This window comes from Mycolicibacterium neoaurum (assembly GCF_036946495.1).
Classification (GTDB): Bacteria; Actinomycetota; Actinomycetes; order Mycobacteriales; family Mycobacteriaceae; genus Mycobacterium; species Mycobacterium neoaurum_B.
On sequence record NZ_JAQIIX010000002.1, the window covers coordinates 2,536,365 to 2,553,795 of the forward strand.

Below are 17,431 nucleotides of genomic sequence, written 5' to 3' on the forward strand. Positions count from 1 at the left end.
TCTCTCCTCACCGTAACCAGCTGTGGTCGAACAGGTAGCGCTCGGCGAGCCGGGCGGTACCGAGTGCATAGCCGGGGCCGATCGCGATCGCGGCATCGGCATCGGCATGCGAGGCGATCCAGGCGGTGAGCTGGATGCGTCGCAGCATCACGAATGTCGGGATGAGTGCCAGGTGTTCGTCGGCGAGCGTGCGCACCTTCGTATAACCGCGCAGCCATTCGGTGATGATGCGTTCGGCTTCCGGGGTGTCCTCGATCCAGGAGACGACCGCGCCGAGGTCGGCAAGGTTCCAGCCCCAGCCGGCATCGTCGAAGTCGATGACGGTGATACCCGCCGATGGCGCTGCCGGGTCGACCATCAGGTTGGACAATCGCAGGTCGGCATGGATGAGCCCGAATCTGTCTGCGCCGGTGCCGTATTCGGCAAGAATTTGGGTGATCTGGTGGACCGCTCGCTGAATACCCGTCCGGTCCTGCTCGGACAGGCCCGGGGCTGCGCGCCAGTCGCCCCAGCGTGCTCCGGGGCCGAGGATATCGTCGAGGTCCCAGCGGAACCGGGTGAAATCGGGCGGGGTCGCCCAGCTGCGCACGTGCTCGTGCATGATGGCGGTCAGTTCACCGAGCTGGGCGAAGCCGACCGCATGCGGGACCTCTTCCGCGGTGCACCCCGAGATCAGCGATACGGCGTCGACATGCAGTTCCCGGTCGCCGACCGATGCGGTGACGACATCCTCCCCGGCGGTCGAGCACACCAGCTCGGGAGTCTGCACCGCGGTGTCGCGACGTAGCGCGGCCATCCAGGCCAGCTCGGAGCGGATGCCGTGCACGCAGTGGTAGCCGGGCCGGTGCACGCGCAGCACGATCGGGTCGTCGTCACACACCAGGTAGGTGGCGTTCTCGGACAGGCTCAGTAGGCGCAGCGCGGTGTCGGGGGCGCGGCCGTAGGCGGGTAGCGCCGCCCTGGCGAAGTGCTCATGGTCGGCAGGCAATCCCGGCATGCCGACCAGTGTGGCCCAATGGTCGGGTCCAAGCAGACCAAATCGGGTTTTTTAACGCAGTCGTTGCATCATTCCCAGGTTCGAAACCTCGCCGAAACACAGCTGGTTGACAGCCGAATCCTCCAGTTGACCAAGCGATCTGGGGAGGGTAACAATTGCCCGCGTCGTTCTTGTCGAAGGCATCGGTGCCGACGACCCTTCAAAGACCAGACCAAATAGCGGTCTGGGAAATGCCCTCAGATTGGGATCCAATGAGTGAGACTATCCAGCGACTCAAGCCGAATGCGGTCGGCTTGGTCGGTGTGCTGTTCATGGCGGTCGCCACGGCAGCCCCCATCACCGCCATGGTCGGCAACGTGCCGATCGCGGTCGGCTTCGGCAACGGCGCCTACGCGCCCGCCGGCTATTTCGTCGCCACCATCGTCTTGACCCTGTTCGCCATCGGCTATGCCGCGATGAGCAAACACATCACCGCCACCGGAGCGTTCTACGGCTACATCTCGCACGGCCTCGGGCGCATCGTCGGCCTCGGCGCGGGTTTCTTGACCGCGCTGGCCTACATGGTGTTCGAGGCGTCGCTGATCGGTATCTTCAGCTTCTTCGGCACCGACCTGTTCTCCTCGCTGTTCGGAGTGGACGTGCCCTGGCTGGTGTTCGCGCTGGTGATGCTCGCGGTCAACGCGTTGCTCACCTATTTCGACATCAACCTGGCGGCCAAGGTGCTCGGTGTCTTCCTGGTGACCGAGATCGTGATGCTGGCCGCGATGGCGCTGTCGGTGCTGTTCACCGGCGGCGGACCGCAGGGATGGTCGTGGGGATCGTTGAACCCGCTCAACGGTTTCCAGAGTCTGTCCGGTGTCGTGGAGGGCGCCGACGGGTCCACCATGGCCGTCGTCGGATCCGCCGGCGTCGGTCTGTTCTTCGCGTTCTGGTCCTGGGTCGGCTTCGAGTCCAGCGCCATGTACGGCGAGGAATCGCGAAATCCCAAGAAGATCATCCCGATTGCGGTCGTGAGCTCGGTGATCGGCATCGGTGCGTTCTACGTGATCGTGTCCTGGCTCGCGATCGTGGGCACCGGTCCGGAGAATGCCATTGCACTGGCACAGGATTCGGCCACCGCGGGCAACATATTCTTCAACCCTGTGCACGACAACCTCGGGCAGTGGGCGGTCGACCTCTTCAAGATCCTGCTGATGACCGGATCGTTCGCCTGCGGTATGGCATTCCACAACTGCGCCGCACGCTACCTCTACGCCCTCGGTCGTGAGGATGTCATCCCCGGGATGCGCAAGACGCTCGGAGCCACCCACCGCGTCCACGGTTCGCCTCATATCGCCGGTTTCGTGCAGACCGGCTTCGCGTTCCTGGTTGTGCTCTTCTTCGACCTCACCCATCGCGACCCTTACACCGGTCTGTACGGCCTGATGGCCCTGCTGGGTACCACGGCCATCATGATCGTCCAGGCGCTGGCGGCCTTTTCGGTGATCTCGTACTTCCATGTGCACAAACGGCATCCGGAGACGGCCAACTGGTTCACCACCTTCCTGGCCCCACTGCTCGGTGGACTCGGGATGGTGTACGTGGTCTACCTGCTGGCCAAGAACGCGTCGTTCGCGGCGGGCGCGGCGGCCACCGACTGGATCTTCGCGGCCATCCCATGGGTGGTCGGTATCGTGGGCATCGGCGGAGTGCTGCTGGCGCTCTTCCTCAAGTACAAGGATCCACAGCGCTATGCCGAACTGGGCCGTACGGTGTTGGAAGAAGCCCACGAACGCTGACGGGAATCATGTCTTTCTCCAACATCATGGACTCGAACAGCTATCGGGGCGGTCACCTCGGTGACCCCCTGATAGCTGCCCGGGCCCGGGTGCTCGGCCCCGCCTACCGGCTGTTCTACGACAACCCGGTGCACCTGGTCCGGGGTCACGGCACCCGCCTCTATGACGCCGAGGGCAACTGCTATCTGGACGCCTACAACAACGTGGCCAGTGTCGGTCATTGTCATCCGCACGTGATCGATTCCGTGACAAGGCAATTGAGCACACTGAATACCCACACGCGGTATTTGCACGAAGGTATCGTCGATTACTCGCAACGGTTGCTGGCGACGTTTCCCGACACCGGGGTCGCCGATTCCTATCAGGTGATGTACGCCTGCACCGGATCCGAGGTCAATGATCTGGCGTTGCGGGTCGCCGCCGCGTACACCGGAGCGCGCGGGGTGATCGTCACCACAGAGGCGTATCACGGAAACACCGAGGCGGTGACCGCCATTTCGCCGTCACTGGGTGGTATCTCTTCACTGGGCGCCCATGTGCGTGCCGTCGATCCGGACCTCACCGGTGTGGCCGCGGCCATCGCCGACCTGCAGGCGTCCGGATACGGAGTGAGTGCGCTGATCGTGGACACCATCTTCTCTTCCGACGGGATCTACCCCGATCCCGCCGTGCTGGGGCCTGCGGTCGAGTTGGTGCGTGCCGCCGGTGGAGTGCTGATCGCCGACGAGGTGCAACCCGGGTTCGGACGCACCGGTGCCGGTATGTGGGGATTCGATCGGCACGACGTCGTGCCGGATCTGGTCACCATGGGTAAGCCGATGGCCAACGGCATGCCGGTGGCCGCGATGGCGGCCCGCGGTGAGGTGCTCGCACCGTTCGCCGAGAGCGTGCCGTATTTCAACACCTTCGGTGGTAATCCGGTGTCCATGGCGGCCGCATCGGCGGTGCTCGACGTCATCGAGGACGAGAAGCTGATCGCCAACGCCGCCACGGTCGGTGAGACCCTGTACTCGGCGGTCGCCGCGCTGGCGGATCCGCGGATAACCGCGGTACGCGGTGCCGGGTTGTATGTGGGCGTCGAGTTGGTGGACCGGGAGACCGCACGCCGGGTGGTCAACGGTATGCGCGAGCGGCGCGTGCTCATCTCGGTCTGCGGCGCGGGCGGAAACGTCCTCAAGATCCGGCCGCCGATGGTGTTCTCGCCCGCCGACGTGGACTGGCTCGTTGCCGAACTCGAGCAGGTGCTGGCAAGCTTGGCGGAGTGACCGCGCCCGCTGCTTCGGCCATCTATATCGCCTCTCCGGAGGGCGACACCGGAAAATCGACGATCGCGCTGGGGATTCTGCACCGATTGGCTGCCACGGTGGCTCGTGTCGCGGTGTTCCGCCCCATCACCCGTCAGGGCGATCGCGACTACATCCTGGAGTTGCTGCTGGCGCACACCACGGCCGGGCTGAGCTATGAGGAGTGCGTCGGCGTCGGATATCAGCAGATCCATGAGGACCCGGATGCGGCGATCGCCGATATCGTCGAGCGATTCCACGCCGTCGCCGAGCGCGCCGACGCGGTGGTGGTCGTCGGAAGCGACTACACCGATGTCGCGACGCCCAGCGAACTGAGCATGAATGCCCGCATCGCGGTGAATCTCGGTGCGGCGGTGGTGCTCGCGGTCAAGGCACAGGATCGCACGCCCGCCGAGGTTGCCCAGGTGGTCGAGCTGTGTCTCGCTGAGCTGGCCGCCCAACATGCCCATACCGCTGCGGTGGTGGCCAACCGGTGCGATCCGGCGCAATTGGTCGCCGTGGCCGAGGCGCTCAACGCGGTGGAACCGAAGAGTTATGTACTGCCTGAGGAACCGCTGCTGGTCGCCCCGTCGGTGGCCGAACTGTGTGAATCTGTGCACGGACGGCTGACCGGAGGCGACGAGGAACTGCTGGGCCGCGAGGCGATGGGTGTCCTGGTCGCCGGGATGACCGCCGAGCATGTGCTGGAGCGATTGCGCGACGGGATGGCGGTGATCACCCCCGGCGATCGCTCGGATGTGGTGATGGCGGTGATGGGAGCACATGCGGCGGCCGGGTTTCCGTCGCTGTCCTGTGTGGTGCTCAACGGTGGTCTCGCGTTGCATCCCGAAGTGGCCAGGTTGGTCGACGGTCTCGGCTCGCGACTGCCCATCATCAGCACCGATCTGGGCACCTACGACACCGCGCGGGCGGTCGCCTACACCCGGGGTCGCGTCACGGTGAACACCCAGCGCAAGATCGACACCGCGCTGTCGCTGATGGAAGAGCACGTCGACACCGCCGATCTGATTGCGCGCTTGTCGATCCCGATTCCGAGCGTGGTCACACCGCAGATGTTCACCTACCAGCTGATCGATCAGGCCCGTGCCGATACCAGGCGGATCGTCCTGCCCGAAGGTGACGACGACCGGATCCTGCGGGCCGCGGGCCGGTTGCTGGCCCACCGGGTGGCCGAGCTGACCATTCTCGGCGACGAGGCCGCGGTGCGGGCCAGGGCGGCCGAGCTCGGCGTGGACATCTCGGCGGCCACGGTGCTCGACCCCAAGACAAGTGCCCTGTGTGACCAGTTCGCCGATCAATACGCCGAGATGCGCAAGCACAAGGGCGTGACGGTGGACCAGGCCCGTGAAACCATCCACGACGTGTCCTATTTCGGCACCATGCTGGTGCACAACGACATGGTCGACGGGATGGTCTCCGGTGCGCGGCACACCACTGCCCATACCGTGCGACCGGCATTCGAGATCATCAAGACCCTGCCCGGTGTGTCGACGGTGTCCAGCATCTTCCTGATGTGTCTCGAGGACCGGGTGCTCGCCTACGGTGACTGTGCCATCGTGCCGGACCCGACTGCCGAACAGCTGGCCGATATCGCCGTCTCCTCGGCGCGCACGGCGGCCCAGTTCGGTATCGACCCGAGGGTGGCGATGTTGTCGTATTCGACAGGAACCTCGGGTACGGGTGCCGATGTCGACAAGGTCCGTGCAGCAACCGAACTGGTGCGGGGACGCGAGCCAGAGCTGTTGGTCGAGGGGCCGATCCAGTACGACGCCGCCGTGGACCCGGCCACAGCGGCCACCAAGATGCCCGATTCGGAGGTGGCCGGCCGGGCCACTGTGCTGATCTTTCCGGATCTCAACACCGGCAACAACACCTACAAGGCCGTGCAACGCAGCGCCGGTGCCATCGCGATAGGTCCGGTTCTGCAGGGGCTGAACAAGCCGGTGAACGACCTGTCCCGGGGTGCGCTGGTCGAGGATATCGTCAACACCGTGGCGATCACCGCGATCCAGGCGGCACACCGGTGACCGCCCGTTCGGTACTCGTCCTCAACAGCGGGTCATCATCGGTCAAATACGAACTGGTCGAGCCCGACTCGGGTGTCTCACTGGCACAGGGCATCGTCGAGCGGGTGGTGGACTACGGCGAGGCACTCAAGCAGGTGTTCGCCGAGCTGCCGGATCTGGACGGACTGGTTGCCGTCGGACATCGGGTGGTGCACGGCGGGGACAGACTGTACCGGCCCACCCTGCTCGACGATGACACCATCGCCATCATCGAAGAGCTGGCACCGCTTGCGCCGCTGCACAATCCGCCGGCTCTGCTCGGTATCGCCGAAGCGCGCAAGGTGCTGCCGGACCTACCGCATATCGCCGTGTTCGACACCGCGTTCTTCCACGATCTACCGGCCGCCGCGGCCGAGTACGCCATCGACCGCGAGATCGCCGAGCGATGGCGCATCCGTCGCTACGGCTTCCACGGCACATCGCATCGCTATGTCAGCGAACAGGCGGCCGAATTCCTGGACCGGCCGGTCGACGACCTGAATCAGATTGTCCTGCATCTGGGTAACGGAGCCTCGGCATCGGCGATCCGGGGCGGTCGGGCCGTGGACACCTCGATGGGCCTGACCCCGATGGAGGGTCTGGTGATGGGCACCCGTTCGGGCGATCTCGACCCGGGCATCATGTTCTACCTGTGGCGGACGGCGCAGATGAGCGTGGAGGACATCGAGACGATGCTCAACCGTCGCTCGGGCGTATACGGACTCGGCGGTGAGATCGACTTCCGGGAACTGCACAAATGCATCGACGGCGGGGACGAGCAGGCGCGGTTGGCCTATGACGTCTATATCCACCGGTTGCGCAAGTACATCGGCGGATATCTCGCGGTGTTGGGGAGCACCGATGTCATCACCTTCACCGCCGGAGTGGGGGAGAACGACGCCGCGGTGCGCCGTGACGCCCTGGCCGGGCTGAAAGGGCTGGGGATCGAACTCGACGAGGATCGCAACACCGCGAAAAGCCGCGATCCGCGGCGCATCTCGTCCGATGATTCGCCGGTGCAGGTGCTGGTCATCCCGACGAACGAGGAGCTTGCGATCGCGCGGTCCTGTCTCTCGGTGTTGTGAATCGAGAGTTCTAGGCCGGCGGTGTGGGGTTCTGCACGGTATCCCAGGATGTTCCGTGCGGGCCGCCGCGGCCCGCACGCGGTGCCACACCGTCCGCGGACTCCGGATCGAACATCAACCAGATGCCGACGGCGGGGGTGTCGGTGGGGTTGTAATAACGGTGCGGGCGCATCGAGTTGAAGCACAGCGAGTCGCCGGCGTGCAGCTCGTGCTCGCCGAACTCCAATTTCAGGCGCAGGGTGCCGGACAACATGTAGACGAACTCATGACCGTGGTGCACCATCGAGCGACCTTCAGGTGAGCTCGACGCCTTCGCCGCATAGGTGACGTGGAGCGACTGCAGACCGTTCTCGGCGTGACCCGCCAGTTGTTCCCACCGGACACCGTGCTCCATCTCGATGACGGGATTGTCCGCCGAACGCTGGATACCCGCCGCATCATCGGAACCCTCGCGCACGGTGTGTTGGGACGGCGCCGGCTCGTCTGTCGCATAACCATTGTCGACCAGGTCGTCCAACGAGACCGACAGCGTGGATGCCAGCGCGAACAGCGTGCGTACCGACGGCTGGCTTTTGCCGTTCTCTACCTGCGACAGCAGGCTGGTCGAAATACCCACTGCGGAAGCAACTTCCCGTAGCGGAAGGCCGCGGTCCAACCGGGCGCGTCGAAGCGCGTGGCCAATGTCTTCGTTCACCCAATACCCCTGCTGTCGTTCACGGATCCAGCAAACGCGTCCCTGATGCTCAGCATCAAACCAGAACGGTCGCCGGCGATCGGTGATTCTGTGGAGTGTTGACAATAACACTGAAATATGACCATGATGCACACCACATAATCCAGTGACAGTGAAAATTATCCAGTGAAGGTGGAAAGTGCGGCGCCGGCGTGAACGCGGGCATCCCCTCCGCTGGTTACCAGCCCTCACTCATGGGAAGGCTTCCGTACGTTGGCCCTCAGTACCGATGACACCGCCATCCGCGAACTCGAAAAGGCGCGTTACGCGGCAGTTCTCAACAAGGACTTCGAGCACTTCGAGGCGTTGTGTCACCCAGAACTGATCTACACACACTCCAACGGGGACACCGACACCCTGGCCTCGTATCTGGCCAAGGTGCGGTCGGGGTTCTACGTCTATCACGAGATCGAGCATCCGATCGCGTTCATCCGTTTCGTGGAGAATCTGGCGCTCGTCGTCGGCGAGATGAACGCCGAACTGACTGCTGCCGGTGTCACGAAGAAGCTTCGAAACAATTGCCTGGCCGTATGGCTCCGAACCGGTGACGCGTGGCGCCTGCTCGCCTACCAACCGACACCACGGGTCGACGGATGACGAGAATGGCCACCAGCGTGGAGTTCTGTTACGACTCACCGCCCGGACGAGTGGTGTTCGGCGCCGGGATGGCGGCGACGCATATCGCGCGCGAGGTGGCGAGCCTGGGCGGTCGCCGCGTGATGCTGATCGCGGGTCCCCGTGAAGCGGACCTCGCCGATGCGCTCACCGCCGGTATCGAGGACCGCATTGCGCTGCGGTTCAACGATGTGCGCCCGCACGTCCCGATCGAGGTGGCGGACAGCGCGGTTGCGCTTGCCCACCGTCGGAACATCGACCTGTTGCTGTCGATCGGAGGTGGTTCGACCACCGGCACGGCGAAGATCGTGGCACTGAGCGACGGCCTGCCCATCGTGTGCGTTCCCACCACATACGCCGGCTCGGAGGTGACGCCCGTGTGGGGCCGCACGGAGGCCGGTGTGAAACGGACCGGTGTATCCGAACGGGTACGGCCCCAGGTCGTGGTCTACGACCCTGACCTCGTGCAGACACTGCCCCGCGATCTGACCGTGGTGTCAGCCCTGAATGCCATGGCCCACTGTGTCGAGGCGCTCTGGACGCCGAAGGCCAACCCGATCACGACGATGACGGCACTCGAAGGCGTGCGAGCGCTGGCGACGGGCCTGCGAGAGGCTGACAAGGACACCGCCGCAACACAATTGTTGTACGGGGCCTACTTGGCCGGGACGGCGTTCGGAGTGGCGGGATCGGGTCTGCACCACAAGATCTGTCACGCGCTCGGTGGCGGATTCGATCTTCCGCATGCCGAGACCCACGCGGTGATATTGCCGCACGTGCTGGCATTCAACGCGATCGCGGCGTCGATGGCCGAACAGATGTGCCGACTGGCCGACGCACTCGGTGCCACCGATCCCGTCGAGGGCATGGCCGATCTCTACGCCTGCGTGCGGCCGCCACGCTCGCTCGCCGATATCGGGCTGACGTGCTCCGATCTGCCTGAGGCCGTGCGTCTGGTCACCACCAAACTGCCCATACCCAATCCGCGTCCTGTCGATGAGCAGTCGATCGCCGCCATCCTCACGTCCGCCCACGGGGCACTCGATTGAACCGCAATGAAAGGACCAACTGTCATGCGTCTTGAGAAGAAGATCGCACTGGTGACCGGTGCGAGCCGCGGCATCGGCAAGGCGACCGCAGAACTGTTCGCCGAGCATGGCGCCACGGTGTATGCCGCTGACCTGGACATTGCCGAGGACGCGCCGTCCGGTGTCACCCCGCTCCTACTGGACGTCACCTCACCGGCTGCCTGGCAGACCGCCGTGGACGATATCGTCGCGGAGGCCGGGCGCATCGATGTGCTGGTGAACAACGCGGGCATCGTGCGGTACTACGACGGAATTGCCGATATGTCACCCGAGCACTGGCACGAAGTCATCGCGGTCAACCAGACGGGGCCGTACCTCGGTATGCGCGCGGTCATTCCGGTCATGAAGCGCCTGGGCGGTGGCTCGATCGTGAACGTGTCATCCATCTGGGGTATTGCCGGGGCGGCGGGGGTGGCGGCATACACCGCCAGCAAGTTCGCGGTTCGTGGAATGACCAAGAACGCCGCACTGACCTACGTCGGCGACGGCATCCGGGTCAACTCCCTGCACCCGGGCATCATCGCGACCCCGCTGATCGACGCCCAGGATGCGGACATCACCTCCGACATCGTCGATGTGACCCCGATGAAGAGGCTCGGTCGTCCGCGGGAGATCGCCTATGGCGCATTGTTTCTGGCCAGCGATGAGTCGAGCTATATGACCGGAGCCGAGTTGGTCATCGATGGCGGATACACCACCCCCTGACCCCACCACATCATCAGCTAGGAGAAAACAATGAACAACCGCAAAGTCGCGGCTGGGGCCGCACTTCTGCTCGCCGGAACCGTTGCGCTGACGGGCTGTGGTCGCGGCGAAGGCGGCGAGGGAACCCCGGTGGGTTTCTCGGCAGGCTTCCTGGACAGCCCCTTCAACTCCGGCATGGTGAAGGCCGTCGAGGGGCAGGCCAATGCCGAAGGTAGCGGGCTGAGCATGCTGCCTGCCACCGATGCTCAGAGCGACCCCGGCAAGCAGATCACCGATGTGAACACGCTACTGAGCCAGGGTGTCGAGGGGCTGGTCATGTTCCCCACCGACAGTGATGCGATCATCCCCGCGATCGAGGCCGCCAACGCGAAGGGGGTACCGGTCATCACCGTCGACATCGCCGGTAACGGTGGCGATATCTACATGAACATTCGTGCCGACAACGTCGCGATGGGGCGCAGCGTCTGCGAGAAGCTCGGTGAGCTCACCGGTGGGTCGGGACGGGTACTGGAGATCCACGGTGATCTCGGAACCACTTCGGGATTCGATCGTAATGCCGGGTTCACCGAATGTATGGGAGAGCGGTTCCCTGGCATCGAGGTCGTCTCCCGGGATGCGAAGTGGAAGACCGACCAGGCCGTCGATGTCGCCCAGACAGTGCTGTCCACCCAAGACTTCGATGCTGTCTTCCTTGCCAGCGATTCGGTGATGCTGACGGGGGTGATGAACGTCATGCGCGACATCAACAAGTTGGCACCCACCGGATCGGCGGGGCACCTCCCGCTGGTCACCATCGATGGCACGCCGGGTGCGCTACAGGCGGTTCGCGACGGCTATGTCGATGCCGTCGTATCACAGCCGGTTGACCTGTACGGCAAGTATGCGGTCAGCTATCTGCAGGATGCGTTGGCTGGCAAGGAGTATCAGACCGGACCTACCGATCACGACAGCGTCATCGTCGATTACAAGGGCAACCTCGCCGATATGCTGCCGGCTCCGGTCGTGACCGCGGACAACGTCGACGACACGACCCTGTGGGGTAATCAAGCGTGAACGCCGGCGTCGATTATGCGATCGAGGCCACCGGAATCGTCAAGACTTTCGGACCGACTCGTGCGCTCCGCGGTGCCAGCGTCCGGGTTCGACAGGGTGACTGCCATGCGCTTCTCGGCCGCAACGGCGCCGGTAAGTCGACCCTGATTGCCGCCCTGACCGGGTTGATCGAGCCGGACGAGGGAACTCTGTCCTTCCACGGGAACAGCGCTTCGGACGACACCCGCGAGAATGTCGCGTGTGTGTACCAGAAGAGCACTCTCGTTGCCGACCTGACGGTGGCGGAGAACATCACCCTGGGGGCTCAGCCGCGCAACCGCGCCGGCCTGGTGGATTGGAAGCGAGTCGACAGCACCGCGCGAAACCTGCTGCAACGGTGGGGTAATCCCAATCTCGCTCATCGCATGGTTGCCGATCTTGAGCCGATCGAGAAGAAGATCGTGGAGATCTGCCGGGCGCTGTCCAAGGGGCCGCGGATCCTGTTGCTCGACGAACCGACCGCCGGCCTGGACGGGGCCGGCGCCGGTGAGCTCTTCCGTCAGATTGCCACGCTCAAGTCCGACGGTGTCACGTTGATCTACGTCTCGCATCATCTGGAGGAGATCTTCCAGATCTGTGATCACGTGACGGTGTTGCGCGACGGTATCGACGTTATGTCCTGTCCGCTCGGTGATCTGACGATGGACCGGTTGATTGCCACGATGACGGGCAGCAACACCGCCGGATCCTCGGGGCGTGGCGCCTCCTCTCACGTCGCGGAGGCGAAAGCGTTCGGTGATGCTGCTCTGATCATTGAGGACTTGCACATCGAGGAACGGGTCTTCGGTGTCGACATCGCTGTGCGCCAAGGTGAATGCGTCGGGCTGACGGGTCTGGACGGGGCCGGACATGTTCACATCGGTCGAGCAGTGGCGGGGCATGTGGCGCCGGTGAGCGGCCGGATCGTGCATCTCGGGAAGCCCTTGCAGGCGAACCCGGCATCGGCGATCAACGCCGGGATCGGCTTCGTTCCCGAGGACCGGCACGTCGACGGTTACGTACCGGAGATGTCGGTCGAGGAGAACGCGACACTCACCGTTCTGCCACGGATCACCAACCGTGCGGGTTTTGTCGATACCGTCGCCCGCCGCGCGATCTACCGGAAGCTCGCCGACTCGTGGACGATCGTGGCAAGTTCGCCCGACCAACACGCCGAACAGCTCTCGGGCGGCAACCAGCAGAAGGTGGTGCTGGCGCGAGCGCTGGCATCCCAGCCGGACACCCTCGTGGTCGTCAACCCGACCGCCGGAGTGGATGTGGCGGCCAAGAATTCGATCTACACCACACTGTCCGACCTCGCCTCGGCAGGCAAGGCGATCCTGGTGATCAGCGGCGACGACGACGATCTCGCGATCTGTGACCGGGTGATCGCACTGCACAAGGGACGAGTCGCCGGCGAGTTCGAACGCGGCTACACCGAGGACGCACTCATCGCGAGCGTGCAGGGCGGTACGTCCACTGTGATCGATGACGTCCAGTACGACAAGCCAAGCAAGGAGTAACTGATATGTCGACGACGAGCGTCGGGCGCGCTCCCTCCGAACCGCCGGTGCGCGACACCGAAGGACGCTGGCGCACAATCCGAAACAGTGCTGCATTTCGTGAACTGAGCCTGGTGCCGGCGATTTTCGTGGTGCTGATCCTCGGTTACGCACTGTCTCCGCAGTTCTTGACCGTCAACAATCTGCTCAACAACGTGCTGGTGAACTCGGCGGTGCTCGGGGTCGTGGTGGTGGCGGAGAGCTTGATTCTGATATCGGGACACTTCGACTTGTCACTGGAATCGATCGTCGGGTTCATCCCTATGCTCGCGGCGTGGCTGTCGGTACCGTCGGCGGTCGGCGGACTCGGGATCGAGCTGCCCGCCGGTGCCTCCATCGCCGTCGGCTTCGTCGCGGCCGCTGTCGTCGGTCTGGTGAACGGGTACCTGGTGGCCAAACTTAAGCTGAATGCCTTCATGGTCACGCTGGCGATGCTGATCCTGTTACGCGGCGTGACGATGGGCATCTCATCGGGCCAGACCCTGAGCAGTCTGCCTGCACCGCTGCTGTGGTTGGGGCGCACGAACATCCTCGGCATCTCCGTGCAGGTGTGGTTGTTCTTTGTGATCTTCCTGCTGGCCTGGCTGATCATGCGGCACCACCCGGTCGGTCGCAAGCTCTACGCCATGGGCGGTAACCAGGCCGCGGCCGACGCCGCCGGTATCAATACGACCCGCTTGACGGTGGCGGTCTTCGTTGCCGGTGCGATGGTCGCCGCCTTCGCCGGGTTCATGCTCACCGGCCGCATCGCATCGGCCACCTCGAATCAAGGTGACGGCCTCATCTTCACCGTGTTCGCGGCCGCGGTCATCGGCGGTATCAGCCTCAACGGTGGCAAGGGATCGATGATCGGGGCCTTCCTCGGCGTGATCATCCTCGGGCTGGTCGACAACATCTTGACGCTGTCCAGGGTCCCGAGCTACTGGGTGAACGCCACGTATGGGTTCATCATCCTGGCCGCACTGATCGTCAACCGGTTCACCGGCACCCGCGAGCACCGCAGGGCGGTGTGAACTCAGGCGATGTCGAGTACACGAGAAAGGAAGTCAACACATGAGTAGTCCACTGGTCATCTCCGATACCGGATCCCCGAGCGAACTCCACGGCCTGCACGGTGGCCGCGGCATGGACAAATGGAAGCGGTTCGTCACCGGCCTGATGCTTTACGCCGACTGGGATTCCTTCGAACACAATCGCGTCGAGTGCGGAGGCTTGATAGGCGAGCACGTGCACACCCGCACCGAGGAAATCTATTACATCGTGAGCGGGCGCGGTCTGATGATGCTCGACGGTGAAACACGGGAAGTCGGCCCGGGTGACCTCATCATGACTCCGCTCAATGGCAGGCACTCGATCGAGAACATCGGCGATGAGGAGTTGGAATTCGTGGTGGCCGAGGCACTCCCGCCGTCGATCGTCGAACGACTGCCCGGATACCGACCAAGCGAAGCCGCCCTCTGACAGACAGGACCTCATGATGACCGCCACTACCGCACCCAAGAAATTCGTCAACCTCTTTCGAGAAACCAGCAACATCGCCGACGTGATGGCAGGTCCGTGGGCTGACGTCCGCATCGACACGATCGGCGCCGGCGAGACCATGGTCCTGGAATCGACGGAGCTCGAGCATGCCGCATTCGTCCTCGGCGGCAAGGCAACTCTGACCAACGGTGACGGCAAGACCTTCGAGCTCGCACGTTCGAGTGCATTCGCGATACCCAAGACCGGCCGCGTCACCATCAAGGCCTTGGTTGAGCTGTCCTTCCTGCACATCGAGATGCGGATCGCGCAATGACCTCGCCCGCAGGCCGGGTGTTGGGCAAGGTCGCCGTGGTGACCGGGGCGGCCGACGGTATCGGGCTGGCGATCGCAGAGAAGCTGGCCGAACACGGTGCGGCAGTCGCGCTCATGGATATCCGAGAGGACGCCGGCACGGCTGCGGCACAGCGGATCAACACCTCCGGTGCAGACGCGCTGTTCATTCGAGCCGATGTCAGCGACGAGCGGTCGGTGGCTGCTGCGATGGAGCGAGTATGGGACCGATGGGGCGCGTTGCATGTCCTGGTCAACAATGCAGGCGTCTCGGGCCCCGCAGAACCCACCGACAAGGTCGACTACCGGGCTTGGCAGGAGATGTTCGCCGTCAATGTCGGTGGCCCCTTTCTGTGCACGAAGCACGCCATCGGCCATATGCGCAGGACAACCGGCGGTCGCAGCATCGTGGATATCTCGTCGATCTACGGGCTCATCGGCAACAGCGACGCTCCGAGTTATCACGCAGCCAAAGGAGCGGTCCGGCTGATGGCCAAGACCGATGCGGTGACCTACGCCCACGAGGGAATTCGCGTCAACTCCGTGTGCCCGGGCACCGTCCTCACCCCGCTGAATCTCCGGAAGGGGGCATCAAGTCCGGGTGGGTTGGATGCTTACCTGGACGCAATGCGGGCGATGCATCCGCTCGGATACATCGCCGACCCCGAGGACATCGCCTACGGCGTGCTCTACCTGGCATCCGATGAATCGCGCTTCGTGACCGGCACCGAGCTGGTCATCGACGGCGGATACACCGCACAGTGAACGACAGTCGCACCGAAGGAGAGAAGAGCGTATGACCAAACCCCTGGCGGGCAAGATCGCCGTGATCACGGGAGCCGGACAGGGCATCGGCCGAGCCATCGCATTGCGACTGGCAGGTGACGGTGCAGATATCGGCATCATCGATCTCAACGCCGAGAAGGCCGAAACGGTCGCCGCCGAAATCCGTTCTCTCGGGAGAGGAGCAGCGTTTGCCACGTGCGACGTCAGTGTGCGCGAGGACGTGCGTGACGCGGTCGGCGAACTGGAAGAACGCCTGGGCGGACTGGATATCATGATCAACAATGCCGGTATCGCGCAGGTACTTCCCTTGCTTGAGGTCAGTCCGCGCGATCTGGAGCGCATCACGCAGATCAATATCGGCGGCGTGTTGTGGGGCATCCAGGTGGCGGCCGAGAGCTTCATCCGCCGCGGAGTCAAGGGCAAGATCATCAACGCGTGTTCGATCGCCGGACATATGGGACAACCGGTGTTCGGGGTGTACTCGGCCACGAAGTTCGCCGTCCGGGCACTCACCCAATCCGCGGCACAGGAATTCGCGCAGCACGGCATCACCGTCAACGGTTACAGCCCGGGAACGGTGGGTACCGAAATGTGGGGTGAGATCGATCGGATCCTCTCAGTACGTGATGGCGTCGCCGTCGGAGAGTCGTTCGACAAACAAGCCGCCGGTATCGCGCTGGGTAGACCCTCGACTCCCGAGGACGTTGCGGGATTCGTCGCCTATCTGGCCGGACCGGACTCGGATTACATGACCGGGCAGAGCCCGCTCATCGACGGCGGGATGCTGTTCAATTGACCACCGACCTGTCTGGGGCAGACCTCACCGCACAGGTGGTGGCGAGCTTCGCCGCGACCGGAGACCGTCGTCTGCGTGAGATCCTGGAGCGACTCGTCGTGCACCTGCACGCATTGGTCGAGGATGTGGCTCCCACGATCGACGAGTGGTCGCGTGCAATAGATTTCCTCACCGCAACCGGCAAGATGTGCACCGATGTGCGGCAGGAGTTCATCTTGCTCTCCGACGTACTGGGCGTGTCGATGTTGGTGGAGACCATCAATCATGCCGACACCCCCGAGGCCACCAGCTCCACGGTGCTCGGGCCGTTTCACATGGTGGAGTCGCCACCGCGGGCATTGGGAAGTGACATCTCACCGCAAAGCGATGGCACCCGCTGTGTGGTGCAGGGCCGGGTGGTCTCGACGACCGGCGAGCCGATCGCCGGTGCGGCTCTGGACGTCTGGCAGGCCGACACCCACGGCTTCTACGATGTTCAGCAGCCAGAATTGCAGGCCCAGGGTAATGGCAGGGGTTTGCTGACCGCCGACGGCGACGGCAGGTTCTGGTTTCTTACCGTGGTGCCTGCCCACTATCCGATACCGACCGATGGTCCGGTCGGTGATCTGCTACAGGCCACCGGCCGACATCCGTTCCGCCCGGCCCATATTCACTTCATCGTATCTGCGCCGGGGTACACGGAACTCACGACGCACATCTTCGTCGCCGACAGCGCCTATATCGATTCCGATGCCGTCTTCGCCGTGAAGGACAGCCTGATTCGACCCTTCGTGCCCCTCACCTCAGAGACGGCGGCACGGTTCGGTCGTGGGTCGGACCTCGAGACTGATATCGAGATCATCTTGGCGCCGGCTGCAGAACCCGCATCCGACGATCGGTGATTTCCAGGGCGATCAGCACATCGGCGGTGGTGATCACCAGACCCCACCAGTACATCCACTTCATATCGTGATTGGGTGTCGCGCCGAAGTAGATCAACAGGAAGATCGGCCCGACGATGCCGTAGACGAGAAGCTGGCCCTGGATCTTCAGATAGGTCGTCAGGGTGGACATG

At 63.9% G+C, this 17,431-nt stretch carries 18 protein-coding genes; 15 read left to right on the forward strand and 3 right to left on the reverse strand.

Features of this window, described 5'->3' with window-relative positions; all coding sequences use genetic code 11:
• Positions 1–7: 7 nt before the first annotated feature.
• On the reverse strand, positions 8–997 hold the full coding sequence (locus PGN27_RS17505) for a phosphotransferase enzyme family protein (protein WP_335327258.1): 990 nt from the start codon (positions 995–997) through the stop codon (positions 8–10).
• Positions 998–1,248: 251 nt separating this feature from the next.
• Here PGN27_RS17505 and PGN27_RS17510 point away from each other — a divergent pair, with 251 nt between their 5' ends.
• From PGN27_RS17510 to PGN27_RS17525, 4 genes are read left to right on the forward strand one after another with little or no spacing between them, the layout of a single operon-like run.
• The gene (locus PGN27_RS17510) at positions 1,249–2,775 is read left to right on the forward strand and encodes an APC family permease (RefSeq protein WP_335327259.1); all 1,527 of its coding nucleotides are present in this window, start codon (positions 1,249–1,251) and stop codon (positions 2,773–2,775) included.
• An 8-nt stretch (positions 2,776–2,783) separates the two neighbouring features.
• A complete protein-coding gene (locus PGN27_RS17515; RefSeq protein WP_335327260.1) occupies positions 2,784–4,040 on the forward strand; it encodes an aspartate aminotransferase family protein in 1,257 nt (418 codons plus the stop codon).
• Positions 4,037–6,106 carry a phosphate acetyltransferase gene (gene pta, locus PGN27_RS17520; RefSeq protein ID WP_335327261.1) on the forward strand — a complete coding sequence of 690 codons (2,070 nt, stop codon included), beginning with the start codon at positions 4,037–4,039 and terminating at the stop codon, positions 6,104–6,106. The genes PGN27_RS17515 and pta overlap by 4 nt, the downstream gene beginning before the upstream one ends.
• Positions 6,103–7,209, forward strand: a complete 1,107-nt coding sequence (locus tag PGN27_RS17525) for an acetate kinase (protein WP_335327262.1) — start codon at positions 6,103–6,105, stop codon at positions 7,207–7,209. Before pta ends, PGN27_RS17525 begins: the two co-directional genes overlap by 4 nt.
• Positions 7,210–7,219: 10 nt before the next feature.
• Here PGN27_RS17525 and PGN27_RS17530 read toward each other — a convergent pair whose 3' ends face one another.
• Positions 7,220–7,903: a helix-turn-helix domain-containing protein gene (locus tag PGN27_RS17530; protein ID WP_418888610.1), complete on the reverse strand. Its 684-nt coding sequence runs from the start codon at positions 7,901–7,903 to the stop codon at positions 7,220–7,222.
• 252 nt (positions 7,904–8,155) lie between these two features.
• On the opposite strand from PGN27_RS17530, the gene PGN27_RS17535 reads away from it, so the two are divergent.
• The 11 genes from PGN27_RS17535 to PGN27_RS17585 are packed head-to-tail and all read left to right on the forward strand — an operon-like array spanning position 8,156 to position 17,258.
• Positions 8,156–8,539, forward strand: a complete 384-nt coding sequence (locus PGN27_RS17535) for a nuclear transport factor 2 family protein (protein WP_335327264.1) — start codon at positions 8,156–8,158, stop codon at positions 8,537–8,539.
• Between the two features lie 5 nt (positions 8,540–8,544).
• Entirely contained in the window at positions 8,545–9,606 is a 1,062-nt protein-coding gene (locus PGN27_RS17540) for a maleylacetate reductase (protein WP_335327265.1), read from the forward strand.
• A gap of 24 nt (positions 9,607–9,630) precedes the next feature.
• On the forward strand, positions 9,631–10,350 hold the full coding sequence (locus tag PGN27_RS17545) for an SDR family NAD(P)-dependent oxidoreductase (RefSeq protein ID WP_335327266.1): 720 nt from the start codon (positions 9,631–9,633) through the stop codon (positions 10,348–10,350).
• Positions 10,351–10,380: 30 nt separating this feature from the next.
• Complete coding sequence (locus PGN27_RS17550; RefSeq protein WP_335327267.1) at positions 10,381–11,403, forward strand: sugar ABC transporter substrate-binding protein; 1,023 nt, start codon at positions 10,381–10,383, stop codon at positions 11,401–11,403.
• The gene (locus PGN27_RS17555; protein WP_335327268.1) at positions 11,400–12,944 is read left to right on the forward strand and encodes a sugar ABC transporter ATP-binding protein; all 1,545 of its coding nucleotides are present in this window, start codon (positions 11,400–11,402) and stop codon (positions 12,942–12,944) included. Before PGN27_RS17550 ends, PGN27_RS17555 begins: the two co-directional genes overlap by 4 nt.
• A gap of 5 nt (positions 12,945–12,949) precedes the next feature.
• Complete coding sequence (locus tag PGN27_RS17560; RefSeq protein WP_335327269.1) at positions 12,950–13,996, forward strand: ABC transporter permease; 1,047 nt, start codon at positions 12,950–12,952, stop codon at positions 13,994–13,996.
• A gap of 40 nt (positions 13,997–14,036) precedes the next feature.
• A complete protein-coding gene (locus PGN27_RS17565; RefSeq protein ID WP_335327270.1) occupies positions 14,037–14,444 on the forward strand; it encodes a cupin domain-containing protein in 408 nt (135 codons plus the stop codon).
• 16 nt (positions 14,445–14,460) lie between these two features.
• Complete coding sequence (locus PGN27_RS17570) at positions 14,461–14,778, forward strand: hypothetical protein (protein WP_335327271.1); 318 nt, start codon at positions 14,461–14,463, stop codon at positions 14,776–14,778.
• Positions 14,775–15,560 carry an SDR family NAD(P)-dependent oxidoreductase gene (locus tag PGN27_RS17575; RefSeq protein ID WP_335327272.1) on the forward strand — a complete coding sequence of 262 codons (786 nt, stop codon included), beginning with the start codon at positions 14,775–14,777 and terminating at the stop codon, positions 15,558–15,560. Before PGN27_RS17570 ends, PGN27_RS17575 begins: the two co-directional genes overlap by 4 nt.
• Positions 15,561–15,591: 31 nt before the next feature.
• On the forward strand, positions 15,592–16,377 hold the full coding sequence (locus PGN27_RS17580) for an acetoin reductase (protein ID WP_335327273.1): 786 nt from the start codon (positions 15,592–15,594) through the stop codon (positions 16,375–16,377).
• Positions 16,374–17,258: a dioxygenase family protein gene (locus PGN27_RS17585; RefSeq protein ID WP_335327274.1), complete on the forward strand. Its 885-nt coding sequence runs from the start codon at positions 16,374–16,376 to the stop codon at positions 17,256–17,258. Before PGN27_RS17580 ends, PGN27_RS17585 begins: the two co-directional genes overlap by 4 nt.
• On the opposite strand, the gene PGN27_RS17590 is transcribed toward PGN27_RS17585, so the two are convergent.
• Entirely contained in the window at positions 17,215–17,430 is a 216-nt protein-coding gene (locus PGN27_RS17590) for a hypothetical protein (RefSeq protein ID WP_335327275.1), read from the reverse strand. The two genes, PGN27_RS17585 and PGN27_RS17590, sit on opposite strands and share 44 nt — an antisense overlap.
• Position 17,431 lies beyond the last annotated feature (1 nt).